Origin of the sequence: Bradyrhizobium sp. (assembly GCF_030697065.1) — a bacterium.
In the GTDB taxonomy this organism is placed as follows: Bacteria; Pseudomonadota; Alphaproteobacteria; order Rhizobiales; family Xanthobacteraceae; genus Bradyrhizobium.
Window position 1 is genome coordinate 1 of sequence record NZ_JAUYQU010000105.1, and the last position, 18,029, is coordinate 18,029.

14 protein-coding genes and 1 pseudogene are annotated in these 18,029 nt (G+C 64.4%); 9 read left to right on the plus strand and 6 right to left on the minus strand.

The window, feature by feature from the left end:
- The 6 genes and pseudogenes from Q8R73_RS07875 to Q8R73_RS07900 all read left to right on the plus strand — a co-directional run.
- Positions 1–183 (plus strand): annotated as a pseudogene (locus tag Q8R73_RS07875) (thiolase domain-containing protein); the annotation flags it as partial.
- A 240-nt stretch (positions 184–423) separates the two neighbouring features.
- Positions 424–1,632, plus strand: a complete 1,209-nt coding sequence (locus tag Q8R73_RS07880; RefSeq protein ID WP_305718981.1) for a CaiB/BaiF CoA-transferase family protein — start codon at positions 424–426, stop codon at positions 1,630–1,632.
- A 4-nt stretch (positions 1,633–1,636) separates the two neighbouring features.
- Positions 1,637–2,803 (plus strand): acyl-CoA dehydrogenase family protein, encoded by a 1,167-nt coding sequence (locus Q8R73_RS07885; RefSeq protein ID WP_305718982.1) that lies wholly within the window; start codon positions 1,637–1,639, stop codon positions 2,801–2,803.
- Positions 2,804–2,933: 130 nt separating this feature from the next.
- Positions 2,934–4,070: a thiolase family protein gene (locus Q8R73_RS07890; protein ID WP_305718983.1), complete on the plus strand. Its 1,137-nt coding sequence runs from the start codon at positions 2,934–2,936 to the stop codon at positions 4,068–4,070.
- Positions 4,067–4,423, plus strand: coding sequence for a Zn-ribbon domain-containing OB-fold protein (locus Q8R73_RS07895; protein ID WP_305718984.1), 357 nt, complete (start codon positions 4,067–4,069; stop codon positions 4,421–4,423). The genes Q8R73_RS07890 and Q8R73_RS07895 overlap by 4 nt, the downstream gene beginning before the upstream one ends.
- Positions 4,424–4,995: 572 nt before the next feature.
- Entirely contained in the window at positions 4,996–5,523 is a 528-nt protein-coding gene (locus Q8R73_RS07900) for a carboxymuconolactone decarboxylase family protein (RefSeq protein ID WP_305718985.1), read from the plus strand.
- Between the two features lie 51 nt (positions 5,524–5,574).
- Here the strand turns inward: Q8R73_RS07900 and glsA are convergent, their stop codons facing one another.
- The 4 genes from glsA to Q8R73_RS07920 all read right to left on the minus strand — a co-directional run bounded on the left by glsA (position 5,575) and on the right by Q8R73_RS07920 (position 11,130).
- Positions 5,575–7,434, minus strand: a complete 1,860-nt coding sequence (gene glsA, locus Q8R73_RS07905; RefSeq protein WP_305718986.1) for a glutaminase A — start codon at positions 7,432–7,434, stop codon at positions 5,575–5,577.
- A 22-nt stretch (positions 7,435–7,456) separates the two neighbouring features.
- Positions 7,457–9,535 (minus strand): TRAP transporter permease, encoded by a 2,079-nt coding sequence (locus Q8R73_RS07910; protein ID WP_305718987.1) that lies wholly within the window; start codon positions 9,533–9,535, stop codon positions 7,457–7,459.
- A gap of 71 nt (positions 9,536–9,606) precedes the next feature.
- Positions 9,607–10,764: a TAXI family TRAP transporter solute-binding subunit gene (locus tag Q8R73_RS07915; protein WP_305718988.1), complete on the minus strand. Its 1,158-nt coding sequence runs from the start codon at positions 10,762–10,764 to the stop codon at positions 9,607–9,609.
- A gap of 144 nt (positions 10,765–10,908) precedes the next feature.
- A complete protein-coding gene (locus tag Q8R73_RS07920) occupies positions 10,909–11,130 on the minus strand; it encodes an acetyl-CoA carboxylase biotin carboxyl carrier protein subunit (protein ID WP_305718989.1) in 222 nt (73 codons plus the stop codon).
- A 130-nt stretch (positions 11,131–11,260) separates the two neighbouring features.
- Here Q8R73_RS07920 and Q8R73_RS07925 point away from each other — a divergent pair, with 130 nt between their 5' ends.
- From Q8R73_RS07925 to Q8R73_RS07935, 3 genes are read left to right on the plus strand one after another with little or no spacing between them, the layout of a single operon-like run.
- Positions 11,261–12,238, plus strand: a complete 978-nt coding sequence (locus tag Q8R73_RS07925; protein WP_305718990.1) for an IclR family transcriptional regulator — start codon at positions 11,261–11,263, stop codon at positions 12,236–12,238.
- Complete coding sequence (locus tag Q8R73_RS07930) at positions 12,168–13,727, plus strand: acyl-CoA carboxylase subunit beta (RefSeq protein ID WP_305718991.1); 1,560 nt, start codon at positions 12,168–12,170, stop codon at positions 13,725–13,727. The genes Q8R73_RS07925 and Q8R73_RS07930 overlap by 71 nt, the downstream gene beginning before the upstream one ends.
- 53 nt (positions 13,728–13,780) lie before the next feature.
- Entirely contained in the window at positions 13,781–15,403 is a 1,623-nt protein-coding gene (locus Q8R73_RS07935) for an AMP-binding protein (protein WP_305718992.1), read from the plus strand.
- Positions 15,404–15,409: 6 nt separating this feature from the next.
- On the opposite strand, the gene Q8R73_RS07940 is transcribed toward Q8R73_RS07935, so the two are convergent.
- The gene (locus tag Q8R73_RS07940) at positions 15,410–16,693 is read right to left on the minus strand and encodes an MFS transporter (protein ID WP_305718993.1); all 1,284 of its coding nucleotides are present in this window, start codon (positions 16,691–16,693) and stop codon (positions 15,410–15,412) included.
- Between the two features lie 63 nt (positions 16,694–16,756).
- Positions 16,757–17,953: an acetyl-CoA C-acyltransferase gene (locus tag Q8R73_RS07945; protein ID WP_305718994.1), complete on the minus strand. Its 1,197-nt coding sequence runs from the start codon at positions 17,951–17,953 to the stop codon at positions 16,757–16,759.
- Between the last annotated feature and the right edge of the window lie 76 nt (positions 17,954–18,029).

Genomic DNA, 18,029 nt, shown 5'->3' on the forward strand with positions numbered 1-18,029 from the left:
CTGAAGTCCAAGGGCCATCCGATCGGCGCCACCGGCGTCTCCATGCAAGTGATGAGCGCCATGCAACTGGTCGGCCAGGCGCCCTAGGGCATGCAGATCAAGAACGCAAAACTCGCCGGCATCTTCAATATGGGCGGCGCCGCGGTGGCGAATTACGTCTCGGTGCTGGAGCCGATGAAGTAGGCCAAGGCTGTCTCCCCGCGAACGCGTGGCATCCAGTTCTCCGCGCCTTCGTTGGGAATCGAGAGATCAGCGTATACTGGATCGTCCGCCTTCGCGGACGATGACGGCTGAGGTCCGAAGCCCCTTCACGCATACGTCCATACGCTCGACGCCCTTGCTCTTCCTGACACGCTGCCGTTACTAGGCCCGAGAAACAACAGCGCCGGCAAAACGCGCCGCGTATCGGGAGCAAACCGCGCCATGGGACCACTCGAGGGCATCAAGGTCATCGACATGACGACCGTGCTGATGGGGCCCTATGCCACCCAGATGCTCGGCGACTACGGCGCCGACGTCATCAAAATCGAAACGCCCGACGGCGACGTGACACGGCAGATCGGGCCGACCCGGCATGCCGGCATGGGCCCGGTGTTTCTCAACACCAACCGCAGCAAGCGCTCGATCTGCCTCGACCTGAAGAAGCCGGCCGGGCGCGACGCGGTGCTGAGGCTGATCGCGACCGCCGATGTGCTGGTCTACAACGTCCGCCCGCAGGCGATGGCGCGGTTACAGCTCGGCTACGACGTGGTCTCGAAGGTCAATCCGCGGCTGATCTATGCCGGCGTGTTCGGCTTCGGCCAGGACGGCCCCTATGCCGCAAAGCCCGCCTATGACGATCTGATCCAGGGCGCCACCGCGCTTCCCGCGCTGATGGCGCAGACCAGCGACGGCGTGCCGCGCTATGTGCCCAATGCGCTGGTCGACCGCATCGTGGGCTTGACCGCGGTCGGCGCCATCTGCGCCAGCCTGGTGCATCGCGATCGTACCGGGCGTGGCCAGCGCGTCGACATTCCGATGTTCGAGACCATGGCGGGTTTTGTCATGGGCGATCACATGGGCGGGCTGACCTACGAACCGCCGCTCGACAAGGGCGGTTACGCGCGGCATCTGTCGCGCGACCGGCGGCCGTACAAGACTTCCGACGGCTACATCTGCGTGATCGTCTACAACGACAAGCAATGGCAGAATTTCTTCACGGCGACCGGGCGGGACGACCTGCGCCGCGACCCGATGTTTGCGACGTTTGCCGGCCGCGCCGTCAATATCGACACCGTCTATGCCGAACTCGCGCGTATACTCGAAACCCGTACCACCGCGGAATGGACCGATCAGCTGGTCAAGGCCGACGTCCCGGTGATGCCGATGCATGACCTCGAGGGCATGTTGCAGGATCCGCATCTGGCGGCGACCGGCTTCTTTCCTGTGGTCGATCACCCGAGCGAAGGAAAAATCCGCAACATGAAGGTCGCGGCCACCTGGTCGGAAACGCCGGTCGAGACGGCGCGGCTGGCGCCGCGCCTCAACCAGCACGGCGAGGAAATTCTTCGCGAAGCCGGCTACTCCGCCGACGAGATCGCCGCGCTGGTTCGCGACGGCGCCACCATAACGGCGCCCGCCACGAGGGATTGAGACCATGGATTTCGCACTGACCGCCAACCAGGAATCGATCCGCGACGCGATCGGCAGGATCTGCACCCGGTTCGACGACGCCTATTGGCTGAAGAAGGACAAGGAGGGCGGCTATCCCGCCGACTTCCACCGCGCGCTGGCCGATGCCGGCTGGCTCGGCATCTGCATTCCCGAGGAGTATGGCGGCTCGGGTCTGGGGATCACCGACGCCGCGATCATGATGCGGACCATCGCCGAATCCGGCGCCGGCATGTCCGGGGCCTCCGCCGTGCATATGAACGTGTTCGGGCTCAATCCCGTGGTCGTGTTCGGCACCGACGAGCAGCGCCGGCGCATGCTGCCGGGAATCGTCGATGGCCGCGACAAATCCTGCTTCGCGGTCACCGAGCCGAATACCGGCCTCAACACCACCCAGTTGAAGACCCGCGCGGTACGGACCGGCGACAAATACGTCGTCAACGGCCAGAAAGTCTGGATCTCGACCGCGCAGGTCGCGAGCAAGATATTGCTGCTGGCGCGCACCACGGCGCTGGAGGAGGTGAAGAATCCGACCCACGGCCTCAGCCTGTTCTATACCGATTTCGACAAGCAGCGGGTCGCGGTGCACGAGATCGAGAAGATGGGCCGCAAAGCCGTCGATTCCAACGAATTGTTCTTCGAGAATTTTGTGATTCCGGCCGAGGACAGGATCGGCGAGGAAGGCCGCGGCTTCGAATACATCCTGCACGGCATGAATCCGGAGCGCATCCTGATCGCCGCCGAAGCGGTCGGGCTCGGCAAGGTGGCGCTGAAGCGGGCCACCGATTACGCGAAAAGCCGCATCGTGTTCAATCGCCCGATCGGCAAGAACCAGGCGATCCAGCATCCGCTGGCGAAGAACTGGATGGAGCTGGAAGCGGCGTGGCTGATGGTGATGTCGGCCGGCTGGCAATACGATCAGGGCCTGCCCTGCGGTCCCGCTGCCAATGCCGCGAAGTACCTCGCCGGCGAAGCCGGTTTCCAGGCCTGCGAGCAGGCGGTGATGACCCATGGCGGCTTTGGCTATGCGAAGGAGTATCACGTCGAGCGTTACCTGCGGGAATCCCTGATCCCCCGCATCGCCCCGATCAGCCCGCAGCTCATTCTCAGCTTCATCGCCGAGAAGGTGCTGGGCATGCCGAAGTCGTATTGATGATGAGGTCTCGAGTTTCTCCGCAGTCATTCCGGGATGCGCCGCCAGGCGCAGACCCGGAATCTCGAGTTTCCGGGTTCGCATCTCCGATGCGCCCCGGAATGACGAACTCGAACAGAGTCGAGTCATCATGAGCTTCATCACCGGCGTCGGCCTCACATCCTACGGCAAGCACGAAGGCTCTTCCTCGCTCGACCTGATGAGCCAGGCCGCGCAACTGGCAATTGCCGACGCCGGCCTGAAGCGCAGCGAGATCGATGGCGTGCTGTGCGGCTACTCCACGGTGTCGCCGCATATCATGCTGGCGACCGTGTTCGCCGAGCACTTCGGAATCAAGCCGTCCTACGCCCATGCCGTCCAGGTCGGCGGCGCCACCGGGCTCGCCATGACCATGCTGGCCCACCATCTGGTCGAGGCCGGCATCGTCGAACATGTGCTGGTGGTGGGTGGCGAGAACCGGCTGACCGGGCAGAGCCGCGACGCCTCGATCCTGGCGCTGGCGCAGGTCGGGCATCCCAATTACGAGGTGCCGCTGGGACCGACCATCCCGGCCTATTACGGGCTGCTCGCCTCGCGCTACATGCACGAATACGGCGTGACGCAGGAGGATCTCGCCGAATTCGCGGTGCTGATGCGTGCCCACGCGCGCACCCATCCCGGCGCGCAATTCCATGAGGCGATCACCGTCGCGGACGTGATGGGCTCGAAGCCGGTGGCGATGCCGCTGAAATTGCTCGATTGCTGCCCGGTGTCGGACGGCGGTGCGGCGTTCGTGATCAGCCGCGAACGTACCGGGGAAGCCGGCGTGCGGATCCGCGGCTGCGCTCAGGCGCACACCCATCAGCACATCACGGCCGCTCCCGCCTTGAGCGAACTCGGCGCCGAGATATCTGTCGCAAAGGCGAAACAGGCTGCCGGTGTCGCGATATCGGACGTGCGCTATGCCGCGGTCTACGACAGTTTCACCATCACGCTGGCGATGCTGCTGGAGGATCTGGGCCTCGCCGGGCGCGGCGAGGCCGCAGCCAGGGTGCGCTCCGGGCATTTTGGCCGCGGCGGCGCGATGCCGCTCAACACCCATGGCGGACTGCTCAGTTACGGCCATTGCGGCGTCGGCGGCGCGATGGCGCATCTGGTCGAGACCCATCTGCAGATGACGGGACGGGCGGGCAACCGTCAGGTGCGCGATGCCTCGATCGCGCTGCTGCACGGCGACGGCGGCGTGCTGTCGTCGCATGTCAGCATGTTCCTGGAGCAGGTACGATGAGCGAAAAACCCGCCGACTGGACCACGGGCGCGGAAGCGATCGTCTACCAACGCTGCGCCGCCTGCGGGGCCATGCAGTATTTCCACCGCAGCTTTTGCGCGTCATGCGGTTCGCCGGATCCCGAACCGAAGCAGGCGAGCGGGGCAGGGACGGTCTACGCGACCTCGCTGGTGTGCCGCGCGGCGACGCCGGAGACCCGCGCGCATGTGCCCTACAACATCGTCCTGGTCGACACGGAGGAGGGCTTTCGCATGATGGGCCACGGCGACAATGAGCTCGCCATCGGCGACAAGGTTACCGCACGCTTCGTGCCGTTTGCGGGAAGGTCGGTGCCGTATTTCGAGAAGGTTTAATGATCTCTCTCTCCGTCATTGTGAGCACAGCGAAGCAATCCAGCTTTGATGTGACAAGAAAAGATGGATTGCGTCGTCGCTTCGCTCCTCGCAATGACGGTTATCACCGCACGTAAAACACGAGACTGGCGATGACGAGCATTGCCGTCACCGCCAGCATTTGCGCAAGCGCTTCCGAGGCCGCCCTCTTGGTGGCTTCCTTCATGCCGATCTCCCTAGACTTTAAGCACCCAGGATTTGGGCACGACTCATCGTCGCGCGAGCACGCGAACGATGGTCGGTATTTTTACTCGGAACACCCCACGACGAGTATTCGCTCCATGAGTCCCCACTCAGCGAATATCGACAGCCTAAGGTCGAACAGCAATGCGGCGGCATTTTGACTCGCGCATGACGAGATTTGCGAGAAGGAAGATCGATAAAATCAGCGGCGCATTTTCGCCGATTTGGGGTCACCGGGAGATTTGCAAGGCGGTACAGACTGTTGCTACCGCTGCAACCCGCAGATAGTGTTTCGACGGAGCTGCCCTCGATAGGGCAGCCTGAAAAATAGAAAAACGCCAAGGTGAATCATGGCCCGCATCGACTATTGCGACACCACCAAATCGAACGAGCGCACGAGGGAAATCCTCGGCAAGAACCGCAACGCCAATATCTTCCGGATGATGGCGCATTCGCCGAGCTATTTCGAGCAATATTGCCGGCTCGGCGGCGCGATCCGTCACAAGGGCGAGCTCGATCCGGTGGTGCGGGAACTCGCCATCACGCGCACCGGAATTCTGTGCGAGGCGCCCTACGAGATCGTCGCGCACAAGCGCATCGGCAAGAATGTCGGCGTGACCGACGAACAGAACGAGGCGCTGGAAAACTGGCAGGCCGCCACCTGCTTCACCGACGTGCAGCGCGCAGCACTGGCCTTCACCGACGAGATCGTCCGGCTGCACAAGCCGACCGACGCGACCTTCAACGCCATCGCCGCAAAACTGACGCCGGCGGCGCTGGTCGAATTGCAGCTCTCGGTCGGCTTCTATGTCATGACCTCGAAGTTCCTGGAAACCTTTGGCATCGACATGCAGCCGGTGTCGGAAGTGGTGGGCTGATCGACTCCCCTCCCTCCACGCGCTTTTGCGCGTGGCGGGGAGGGGAGAAGACTAATGTGCCGTCAGCAGATCCAGCCTCGTATTGGCGACGATCAGGCGCTCGGCCAGCAGCTGGGCGAGATTGCGCACGATGCGTTCGCTGGCCCTTGGATGCTGCCTGCGAAACTGCTCGAAATCCCGCAACGGGATTTCGTAGGCGGTGGCGGACATGTCGGCCAGCACGTCGGCGGAACGGTGGCTTTCCAGCAGCGCCATTTCGCCGAAGGCCATGCCGGCGGTCAGCGTCGCGAGCCTGATGCCGTCTGGCAGCGTGACGTGCACGGCGCCGCTGCGCAGAAAGAACAGCGCCGTCGCGGGCTCGCCCGAGGTGACGATCTTTTCGCCCGGCCGGTAGGTCCGGACCATCGCGATCGACGCCAGATCGGTCAGCTCCTCCGCCGTCAGGCCCGCCAGCAGCGGCTGTTCGGACAATTCGGTGGTTTCGTGAAAGTCGATCGCGCCGCCGTAGCGATAGACCATCTGATCCTCGGCCCACTCGATCGCGGCATCGAGCAGATAGAAGTCGCGCACATTCGAGAGTTCGCCGGTCCATTCGCCGAGGATGCTCCACTCCCGCGAATCCCGCTTGATGCCCGAGAGAATCACGGTGACGCCGTGGACCGCCAGTTCGCGGAATTCCTCAGCGACCAGCCGGCCGCCGGCGCGCGTCAGCGAGGTCACCCGGCGCAGGTCGAATATGACGAATTGCGGGCGCGGCTTGGTGGCGAGCTGCCGCGACACATAGTCGACGTTGGAGAAAGACAGCGTGCCCACCAGTTCGAGGACGCGAACATCCCGGTGATGCGCGGCGAGGATATGGCGTTCATGCGGGCGGCGGTCGCGCCGCGAGGGGTTCTTGCCGATGTCGTAGTCGGCGATGATGCTGGTGCGGGCGTCGTCGCTGCGGTTGAGCATGTGCAGGTCGTAATGCTGCGAAAGCTTCTCGCAGACCCGGATGCCGCGCACGCTGTTGCCGTGGCCGTCGAGCTTCGGCGAATAGCTGCCGAGCCCGAGCCGCGCCGGCAGGGCCGCCAGGATGCCGCCGCCGACGCCGCTCTTGGCGGGGATGCCGACGCGATAGATCCATTCGCCGGCGTAATCATACATGCCGGAACTGGTCATCACCGACAGCGTCCGCGAGATCGCGTAGGGCGTCATGACCTGCTCGCCGGTGACGGGATTGACGCCGCGGTTGGCCAGCGTCGCGGCCATCACGGCGATGTCGCGCGCCGTGACGAGAACGGCGCATTGCCGGAAGTAGGTTTCCAGCACCGCGTCGACGTCCTGGTCGATGACGTGCGAGGTGCGCAACAGATAGGCAATGGCGCGGTTGCGGTCTCCGCTGACCCTTTCCGAGGCAAACACGGCCTCGTCGACGGCAAGCTCGCGCCCGGCAAATTTGCCGAGCGCCTGGCGGATATAGTCGAACGCGCCGTCGCCCTTGGCTTCGCGGATCAGGCTGCTGCAGGCGATCGCGCCGGCGTTGACCATCGCGTTGAAGGGGTGGTTGTCGGCATTGAGCCGGATCGAATTGAAGGGATCGCCGGACGGTTCGACGCCGATGGCGCTCTCGACCCGCGCCGCGCCGAGCGTGTCCAGCGCCAGCGCGAACACGAAGGGCTTCGACATCGACTGGATCGTGAAGGGGACGCGGGTGTCGCCGGTCTCGTAGACGTGGCCGTCGAGGGTGGCGAGGCTGATGCCGAAATGGGCAGGGTCGGCCTTGCCGAGTTCCGGAATGTAGTCGGCGACGGCGCCGCCGGTCTCTTTCGAGAAATCCGCGTGGCAGCGGTCGAGGAACCGCAGCAGCGGCGGCTTCGAGGAGGCCCATGAGGCAGGCGCGGCGGGAAAGACTGGAGGCGGCTGTTTCATCGCCTCCAGTCTTGCCGCGCAATCAGCGAACGCGCAACCGTCCCGCGACGAGGGGCTGCCGGCGCACCATCAGCAGCGCAATGGCAACCGCCGGTGCCAGGATCGCCAGCCCTATGCTTGTGATCTGCAGTTGCGAGAGCGGGTTGATGCCGCCGCCGGGGGTTGCAATCACGAATCCGCCGATCACCAGCAATATTCGCAGCGGCCATTCCAGCGCCCCGGTGCGGCGGAGGTCGCCGACGAAAACCTGGTAGCCCTGAATGCCGCCGCAGATGAACAGGATGCCGAACGCGGCCAGCCCCATCAGGCCGAGCGCTTCGAAATAGGGGCTGCTGCCCTGCAGCACCAGCACCGGGTTGAGCACGAAGAAGAAGGGGATGAAGTAGATGATGCTGCCGACCCACATCGATTCCCAGCCGGTCTTCATCGCCGGCGAGCCGGCTATGCCCGCCGCGGCGAACGAGGCGATCGCGACAGGTGGCGTGATCGACGACAGCATGCCCCAGTAGAAGATGAACATGTGCACGGCCATCTTGTTGAGGCCGAGTTTTTCCAGCGCCGGCGCCACCAGGATGGCCAGGAAAATGTAGCAGGCCGTCGTCGTCAGCCCGAGACCGAGGATCAGGCTGGTGATCGCGCACATTCCGAGCAGCAGGAAGGCGTTGTCCCCGGCGATGTGCAACAGGTCGTTGGCAAGGCTGGAGACCACGCCTGTCATCGAGAATGCGCCGATCAGGAGGCCGCAACCGGCGAGAATGCCGGCCAGTTCGACGAAGGTGCGGCCGTTGACTTCGAGGAACTTGTTGATCGTCGAAAATGTCCAGCGGGTATCCTTCGAGAACAACTGGTTCAGCACCAGCAGCAGCGCGGTGGCATAGAACGGCGCATGGCTCTCGCGCTTGAAGTGCAGCAGCATGACGATCAGCAGGGCGATGACGAAGATGTAGTACCAGCCGTCCTTGATCGTATCCATCACCTTCGGCAGTTCGGAGCGCGGGATGCCCTCGAGCCCGTGCCGGGCGGCGTAGGAATCCACCTGCATGAACAGGCCGATATAAAACAGCACCGCGGGAATGATCGCGGCGAGCGCGACCTCGGCGTAACTGACGTTGAGGAACTGCGCGATGACGAAGGCGGTTGCGCCCATCACCGGCGGCGCCAGCACGGCCCCGGTAGAAGCGCAGGCCTCGATGGCCGCGGCATAGGAAGCGCGGAACCCGCTCTTCTTCATGACCGGGATGGTCATGGTCCCGGCGGTCAGCACGTTGGATATGATCGAACCGGACATCATGCCGAGCAGGCCGCTGGCGAAGATGCAGACCTTGGCGGCGCCGCCGCGGAACGTGCCGCACAGCGCGAACGAAAGATTGATGAAGAATTTGCCGGCGCCGGTCATCATCAGCGCGGTGCCGAACACCAGAAAACCGATCACGGTGTCGGCGAAGGCCTGGATCGGAATGCCGAGCAGGCTCTCGCCGGACAGCACATGATAGGAGGTGGCCTGCTCGAGGTCGGCCTGGCTGCCGCGGAACGGGCCGAGCCAGCTTGCTTCGGCAAACAACGGATAGACGGTGAACGGGAAAACGCAGAGGACCAAGCTCCAGCCGCCGGTGCGGCGCAGCGCCTCCATCAGCACCCCCCACATCACCAGGCCGACGGCGATCACCGATTTCGGCGCGCCGGAATACTCCCAGCCGAGCAGCGCGGCCTGACGTACGTTCAGCATCAGCCAGATCGCGGAGGCGCCGGTCATGACGAAGAGAACGACATCGTACCAGGGAATACGGTCGAGCGGGGCGTTTTCGGACCCCGGGAAGATCAAGAACGTGAACGGCAGCATCAACGCGATCAGCAGATAGAAGTACTCGGTATTGAGCTGGGTGAAGCCGACGAAAAAGCGCAACGTGAACTGTTGATTGATGCACAGCAGAATCGTCGCCGCGGTCGCGATGATCAGGGCCCAGCGCCATCCGCCGCCCAGCTTCCGCACGCGCGAGACCTCGGCCTCCTGCAAATTGGAGAGGTTGCCGTGGGGATCGTCGAACTCGATACGTTTTGCCGCCGGCGCTTCCGAGCCGGCGGTCGATGATGCAGACGACATAAGTTACCCCGTCAAGAAGATGTGGCGGCTCTATGCCGGCATTAAGTGAAGCGAAGAGGACGCGAGCGAGATTATCCCTCGAACCCGTCCGGCAGGTTGGCCTTTTTCAGTGCATCGGCGCGGGCCTTCATCCAGCCGGCCAGGAACTCCTTGTCGTCGGAAGGCGGATTGGCCTTGCCGTAAGCGGCCCAGGCGGCCGCCAGAATGCCCTGGCGCTTGATCAGGTCATTGTTGAATTTCTCGTCCGCGTCCGTCCAGTTTCCGGCTTCCTTCAACGCCTTCACGGCGCCGGGATGGAACGGGATGACCCACTGCTTGGTCTGACGCTTGACGTCGAGTCCCGACGAACCCGGTGCGGAATCCTTGTAGGAATCATAGCCTGCGATCATCGCCTTGGTGAGCGCGTAGACCTGATCCGAAGGCTGCGTCGCGTAGGTCGTTGCGATCGGATAGGGGTAGGTCGCCAGATTCAGGGGCTTTGATATGGCCGCGCCGCATGTCGTCACATGGGGCTGGAAGAACGCACCGATTTTCTGCACGCGCGCCCAGCCTTCCTTGTCAGCTACCGGAAGCTCCGGCCAGACGAGGCCGCGCGGCGAGTTCTCGAGTTCCCTGGCGGGGCCGGTCACGGTCGAGGCGAATCCGCCGTCGGCGTCGTTGTTGATGATGCCTTTCCACATCGCACCATAGCTTGCGAACTCGACGATCTTGACGTCGTTCTTCGTGAGCCCGGCGTAGGCGATGATAGCCAGCGCATTCTGGTTCAGCGCCGGCGAGCCGACCACGTGGCCGAGCCGCTTGCCGCGGAAGTCCTTCCACTCCTTGACGCCGGCATCCTTGGCGACGCCGACCGAAAGGCCGTTGCAGTCGATGGTGGAGAGCGTCATCTGCAGCGGCTGCGGGCCCCACTCCTTGACGCCGAATTCGAACACGCCTTCCTGCGCGAAATAGACGCCGGTGCCCATCCAGGCCAGCATCGAGCGGCCTGCGCGCAGCGGCGCCAGGCGCGCGACGTCGTTGCCGGCGGGAAGCACGCGGACATCGGTGCCGTATTTGTCCTTCAGCATCTTGCCGACGCCGACGGCGATGTTGAAACCGGAGGTACCGGTGTCATAGGCCGTGAACGCCATGGTCGGCGGCAGCTTCACGTCCTGGGCGTGAGCCGGCAGTGTCAGCAACGAGACGCTTGTGAAAGCGACAGGCGCGAGCATCAGCAGTCGGTTAATCATGTTCCCTCCATTGGTTTCGCTGTGCGAAAGATGCTTTTTGTTGTCTCGACCATGTCATCGCCCGATGGCGATGCAACGTCCAGCGATTTATTGACGTCAGTTGACAGATTGTCGCGGGTCGGTCGGGCTCGGTGCGAGCCGCGGCTAGGTCTCGACAATCGCAAGCACCTGGCCTTCGGCAACCACGTCATCAATGCTGACGAGTATCAGTTTCAGTTTGCCCGCTGCAGGTGAGGCGACGGGGATTTCCATCTTCATGGCTTCGACGAACGCGACGTCATCGCCGTCGTCGACGCTTCCGCCGATTTCGACGGGAAGCGCGCAAACGCGTCCGGCCACTTCGGTCACGATCTTGATTTCCGGCATTCCGTTCTCCCTCCACCGCCTGTCGGACCAACGCCCTCGCGAACGGCTTTTTGTTGTGGAGGCAGATTGCCTAGGGTAGCTTGTTCCGCAAGTGGAATTTTATTCCGCCTGACGGAATGGAAAAAAATACATGGGAAGACGCTCGGAACGGCTCAGTAAGCAGGGAATGCTCGCCAGCGATCTCGCGGGCGAGGTTGACGTCATCCAGGTGGTGTCGCGCGCGTTCGACGTGTTGCGCTGTTTCGAGGGACACGAGGCCCGACTGGGCAATCTCGAGATATCGAATCGCTGCGGGCTCCCGCGATCGACGGTGTCGCGCTTGACCCACACGCTGACCCGCATGGGCCAGCTGGTTTATCTGCCGCGCGACCAGAAATACCGCATCGGCCCCAGCGCGGTGGCGATGAGCACCTCGATGATGCGGGGGCTGCAGCTTCGCAACCTGATCCGGCTGCGGCTGCAGGATGTCGCGGAACAACTGCCGGGCACCGTCGGCTTCGTCATTCCCGACCGATTCCATCTCGTCTATCTCGAGTTCGCGCGCGCCGCCAATGCGCTCGGCCTGCATGAAAGCACCGGCAGCCGCATCGCCATGGCGAGCACGGCAGCGGGGCATGCCTATACCGCGGCGCTCGATGCCGATGTCGGCGACGCGCTGCTGGCTGAAATGGAGCGCGAGATTCCGGCGGGCGCCAAGGTGTTGCGGCCGCGTCTCGACGCCAACCGGCGCTTTCTGCAAGAGCACGGCTATGTGGTCGCCTGCGGCCTGTGGAGCCCGCATATCAACGGTCTCGCGGTGCCGATCTGGTCGCCGCAGTACCAAACCTTCGTCGTGGTGACGATCGGCCTGCTGGCTGCCATGTATGACGAGAAACGGCTGCACAAGGAGGTGGCGCCGCGAATGGTTGATCTGGGCTTTGCGGTCGGCGGCATGCTCGAGGGCGCCGATGGCGATGTCTTCAGCAATCGGATGGAAAGAAAGCCGCTTCCGGCGGTGGCCCATAACAACAACAAGATCTCGAAGGTGGAGGATACGAATGACCTGGAAGCCGGAACTCGACGACCTCGCCCGGCGCGAAGCGTTCGCGCGCGAGATGGGCGGCGTTGACAAAGTCAAGCGCCAGCGCGACCAGGGCCGGCTCACCGTTCGCGAGCGCATCGACGGACTGATCGACCAGAACAGCTTTCACGAGATCGGCGCGATTTCCGGGGTAGCCGAATACAGCGAGAACGGTGAGCTCACCCATCTGACGCCGGCGAACTGCGTTTTCGGCCGCGGCAAGATCGAGGGACGGCCGGTGGTCGTGGTCGGCGACGATTTTACGGTGCGCGGCGGCTCCGCCGATGCGTCGATATCGGCGAAACCGCTGATGGCCGAGGAGATGGCGCACGATTTCCGGATGCCGATCATCCGCGTCATCGAGGGCTCGGGCGGCGGCGGCTCAGTGAAGACCATCGAGACCAAGGGCGCGGCCAATCTGCCCGGCGGCGTCGGCGGCACCCGCTGGTACTGGTACACGATCGCCAACATGGCGCGGGTGCCGGTGGTCGGTCTCGGGCTCGGCTCGGTGGCGGGCCTCGGCGCGGCGCGACTTGCCGCCAGCCATTATTCGGTGATGACGAAGACGTCGGCGATGTTCGTCGCAGGCCCGCCAGTGGTCAAGCGGCTCGGCCAGGACCTGACAAAGTGGGAACTCGGCGGCGCCGACATCCAGACCCGCGCCGGGGGCGTCGACCATGCCGTCGACACCGAGGAAGAAGCCTTTGCCTGTGCCAGGCGTTTTCTCTCTTACCTTCCGTCGTCGGTGTTCGATCTGCCGCCGACGACTGCCTGCGACGACGATCCGGAGCGCGCGGACGAATCGCTGATGAAGGCGGTGCCGCGCAACCGCCGTCAGGTCTACAAGATGCGGCCCATCATCAACGCGGTAGTCGACAAGGGGTCGTTCTTCGAGATGGGCGCAAATTTCGGCCGCTCGATCATTGCCGGCTTCGCCCGATTGGACGGCCGCGCCGTGATGCTGCTGGCCAGCGATCCCTTTCATTACGGCGGGTCGTGGACGGCGGAGGCGTGCCAGAAAGTGGTGCGCTTCGTGGATCTCGCCGAGACCTTCCATCTGCCGGTGGTCTACCTGATGGATTGCCCGGGGTTCATGATCGGGCTCGAGGCCGAGAAGGCGGCGACCATCCGCCACGGCGTGCGCGCCATGGCCGCGGTCAACCAGACCACCGTGCCGTGGTGCACCATCATCGTGCGCAACGCCTTCGGCGTCGCCGGTGTCGTGCATCAGCCGGCCAACCGCTACTCGATGCGTTACGCCTGGCCGTCGGCCTATTGGGGGTCGCTGCCGCTGGAGGGCGGCATCGAGGCCGCCTATCGCGCCGACATCGATGCATCGGACGATCCCAAGGCCAAGCTGCAGGAAATCGAGGAGCGCCTCAACAAGCTGCGCTCGCCGTTCCGCTCCGCCGAACGCTTCTGGGTCGAGGAAGTGATCGATCCGCGCAAGACCCGTTCGCTGCTGTGTGACTTCGCCCGGCTCGCCGAGCCGCTGCGCACCCCGGGTCCGCCGGCGAATTTTTCGATCAGGCCGTGATGACCGCGGTACTCCTGCCCAAACGGAGCGGTCGGTAGAAGGTTGATCACGGGATGACGACGACGCCGATCGATCAACTGACAAAAGCAGCGGAGCGGGCGCCGAGCGCCCGTCTGTACTATGGCGAGGCGAGTTGCAGTTATGCGGAACTGCTCGATCGGAGTCTGCGCTGTGCTCGCGGGCTCGACGGTCTCGGCATCGGGGCGGGCGACCGGGTGGCGTTCTGGTTGCCGAATTCCATCGCCTACCTCGAACTGTTGTTCGCCTGCCTGCATATCGGCGCCATCGCCGTCGCGGTTAACACCCGGTTCCGTACCGCCGAGGCGGAATCAATCCTGTCTCGGACCGAGGCCAAGGCGCTGGTGCTGTGGCCTCAGTTCAAGGACATCCCCTTCGCCGAACTGCTGGCGGCAATGGATCCGGCAGCGTTGAAGGCGCTGGAGAGCGTCGTTGTTTGCGGCGGCGATTGGCCGGCACGCATGCAGATCGACAAGCGCGTGGTCCGGCACGCCGATCTGCGTGGTGAGGAGCCGGTGGCGAGCCGGGCGGCACCCGAGCTTGACTGCGCCATCTTCGCGACTTCGGGCACCACCAGCGCGCCGAAATTCGCCGTTCATTGCCAGGGTGTGGTGGCGCGGCATGCCGACATGACTGCGGTCGTTTGCGGCTATGACCGGCCTGCCACGCATCTGCTGCAGGCGATCCCGTTCTGCGGCATCTTCGGCTTCAGCCAGATGATCGCGACCGTCGCAGGGGCTGCGTCGGCGACCCTGCTCGATGTGTTCGATCCGGCGGAGGCCGGGCGGCTGATCCGCGAACGCGGCATGCACCACGTCAATGGGACCGACGATCTTCTCAAGCGGCTGCTCGATGTCTATCCGGCGGAGCAGCGGCCTTTTCCATCGCTGCGCCACTGCGTCTACGCCGCCTTCAATCCGACGCTGGCAGAGTTCCCTGCCGAAGCGGAGCGACGCGGGCTGCACCTGATCGGTGCCTTCGGCATGACCGAAGTGTTCTCGTTCGTGTCGCTGCAGCCATATGATGCGCCACTCGATATTCGCAAGACATCCGGGGGCCGGTTGGTCAATCCGGCGGCCAGGGTGCGCGCGCGAAGCCGCGAAACCGGAGAGGTGTTGCCTCCCGGTGAGGTCGGCGGGCTGGAGATTGGCTCCGACACGCTGTTTCGCGGTTACTTCCGCGATCCCGACGCCACGCGCGCGGCGTTCACGGAAGACGGTTATTTCCGCACCGGCGATCTCGGTTTCACGTGCGCCGATGGCGCCTTTCGTTTTCTCGGTCGGGCAGGTGATTTCCTCCGACTCGGCGGGTTTCTGGTCAATCCGATCGAGATCGAGGAGACCCTGCAGCAGCTGGATGCGGCGATCGAGACCGCAGTGGTTGTCGAGGTTGCGACGGAGCGCGGCAACAAGCCGGTGGCTTTCGTGCGTCTGCGCAGCGGTCACGGGTTCGACGAGAAAGTCCTGCGCGACCGGCTGAAGGCGGTAATGGCCGACTTCAAGATTCCGACATGCTTCATCGTGGTGACGACGTTCCCCGTTGCGCAGGGACCGAACGGCGAGAAGATTCAGCGCGTGAAATTGAAGGCCATGGCGACCAATGCAGTCGCCGCAAAGGGTCAGCTCGAAAACCCTTCGAGTCCTGTCTCCTTGCGATGAGGTCGCTCAAGCCGCCGCAACCTTCGCCGGCCGCGCGATCGTCAAGATGATCAGCGATGCCACGATGCACAGCGCGCCGGCGACGAAAAACGCCGGCAGATAGCTCTCCAGCACCGTGCGCGACACCCCCGCGCCGAAGGCGGCGACGCCGGCACCCAGTTGATGGCCGGCAAAGATCCAGCCGAACACCAGATTGGCGCGCTCCGGCCCGAACCGCTGCGCGGTCAGCCGCACTGTCGGCGGCACCGTCGCGATCCAGTCGAGCCCATAGAAAACCGCAAACAGCGACAAGGCGTAGAACGAGAAGTCGGTGTACGGCAGGAATAACAGCGACAGCCCGCGCAGGCCGTAATACCAGAACAGCAGCCAGCGATTGTCGTAACGGTCCGACAGCCAGCCCGAGACGATGGTGCCGATGATATCGAAGACGCCCATGGCGGCGAGCAGGCCGGCGGCATGGACCTGCGGGATGCCGAAATCGAGGCACATCGGGATCAGATGCACCTGAACCAGGCCGTTGGTGCTGGCGCCGCAGATGAAGAAGGTGGCGAACAGGATCCAGAACACTCTCGTCTTCGCGGCGTCGCGCAGCGCGCCGAGCGCGGCTGCGAAGATCGGCGCGGTGTTGGGCGGCGGTGCCGGCAGCGGCTCGGTCCCCTCGTCGCCGAACGGCCGCAGTCCGAGATCACCCGGGCGATCGCGCATCACCAATAGTACCGCCGAGGCTGCGACGGCGAGCATCACGCAGATCAGGCCCAGCGCCATCCGCCAGCCCACGCTTTCCGTCAGGCTCGCCAGCAGCGGCAGGAACACCAGTTGCCCGGTCGCTACGCTGGCGGTAAGAATTCCGACCACGAGGCCGCGGCGCGCGGCAAACCAGCGCGCGGCGACGGTGGCGCCGAGCACCAGCGCGGTCATTCCGGTGCCGAGGCCGATCACCACGCCCCACAGCAGCACCAGTTGCCAGATTTGGGTCATGAACAGCGATGCGACGAGGCCGGAGGCCACGACCAGCAACGAGGTCAGCGTGACATTGCGCAGGCCGTAGCGGTTCAGCAGCGCGGCGGCGAACGGCGCCATCAGCCCGAACAGGATGAAGCGGATCGACAGCGCCGAGGAGATTTCCGCAGTGCTCCAGCCGAACTCCTTTTGCAGCGGCACGATGAAGACACCGGGCGCGCCGACCGTACCTGCGGCGATCAGCGCCGTGAGGAAGGTGACGCCGACCATCGCCCAGCCGTAATGGATGTTGCGGCGGGCGAGGGCGGCTGACAGCCAGTTGGAGATCATGGCATTTCCTGTCCGGTATCCCCGTTGTTGGCGGGAAGTAATGAGCCGCAGTCTGTCGCAGCGTCAGTGCACGATGCGCTCCACGGCAATGGCTGTGGCTTCGCCGCCCCCGATGCACAGGGCCGCGACGCCGCGCCTCAGGCCTTTCGCTTCCAGCGCATGCAGCAGCGTGACGATCAGCCGGGCGCCGGTGGCGCCGATGGGATGGCCGAGCGCGCAGGCGCCGCCATTGATGTTGAGTTTCTCCCGGGGAATGCGGAGGTCGCGCTGCGCTGCCATCGCCACCACCGCGAACGCTTCGTTGATCTCGAACAGGTCGACGTCGGCGGCATTCCACCCGACCTTGTCGAGTAGTTTGCGGATCGCCGGGATCGGCGCGGTGGTGAACCATTGCGGTTCCTGGCTGTGGGTGGCGTGGCCCCGGATGACGGCAAGGCTCGGCAAGCCGTCGCGATCGGCCAGCGAGCGCTTGGTCAGGACCAGCGCCGCGGCGCCGTCGGCATTGGCGGAGGAGGCCGCCGGCGTAATGGTGCCGCCGGCCCGGAACGCCGGCTTCAGGCCGGGGATTTTGGCGGGATCGACCTTCAGCGGATGCTCGTCGTTGGCAATGATGCGCGGGCCGGCCTTTTCGGTGACGGTGATCGGCGCGATCTCGGCTTTGAACGCGCCGCCTTCGACCGCCTTGCGGGCGCGAGTTAGCGTTTCCATCGCGTAGGCGTCCTGGTCGGCGCGGGTGAACTGATAGGCTTCCGCGGTGGCTTCGCCGAAGTCGCCCATCGAACGGCCGGTCTCATAGGCGTCTTCGAGGCCATCCATCATCATGTGATCGATGATGCGGTCGTGGCCCGCGCGGTAGCCGCTGCGCGCCTTCGCCAGCAGGTAGGGCGCGTTGCTCATGCTCTCCATGCCGCCGGCCAGCACGATCTCGGCCGACCCGGCATGGATGAGGTCATGCGCCAGCATGGTGGCCTTCATGCCGGAGCCGCAGACCTTGTTGATGGTGGTAGCGCCGGTCAAATCCGGCAGTCTTGCGCCGCGTGCGGCCTGCCGCGCCGGCGCCTGGCCCTGGCCGGCCGGCAGCACGCAGCCCAACAATACCTCGTCGATCCGCTCAGGCGACAATTTGGCCCGCTCCAGCGCAGCGCCGATCACATGCGAGCCGAGCCTGTGGGCGCTGAACGGCGACAACTCGCCCATGAACCGGCCCAGCGGGGTCCGGGCGGCGGAAACGATGACGACGGGATCGGTGGCTGCGGCCATGGCGGACTCCTCACATGCTTCGAAGGAGAGAAGGTAATTAAATTATGATCATCATATGATGCATCGCAGAAATTGC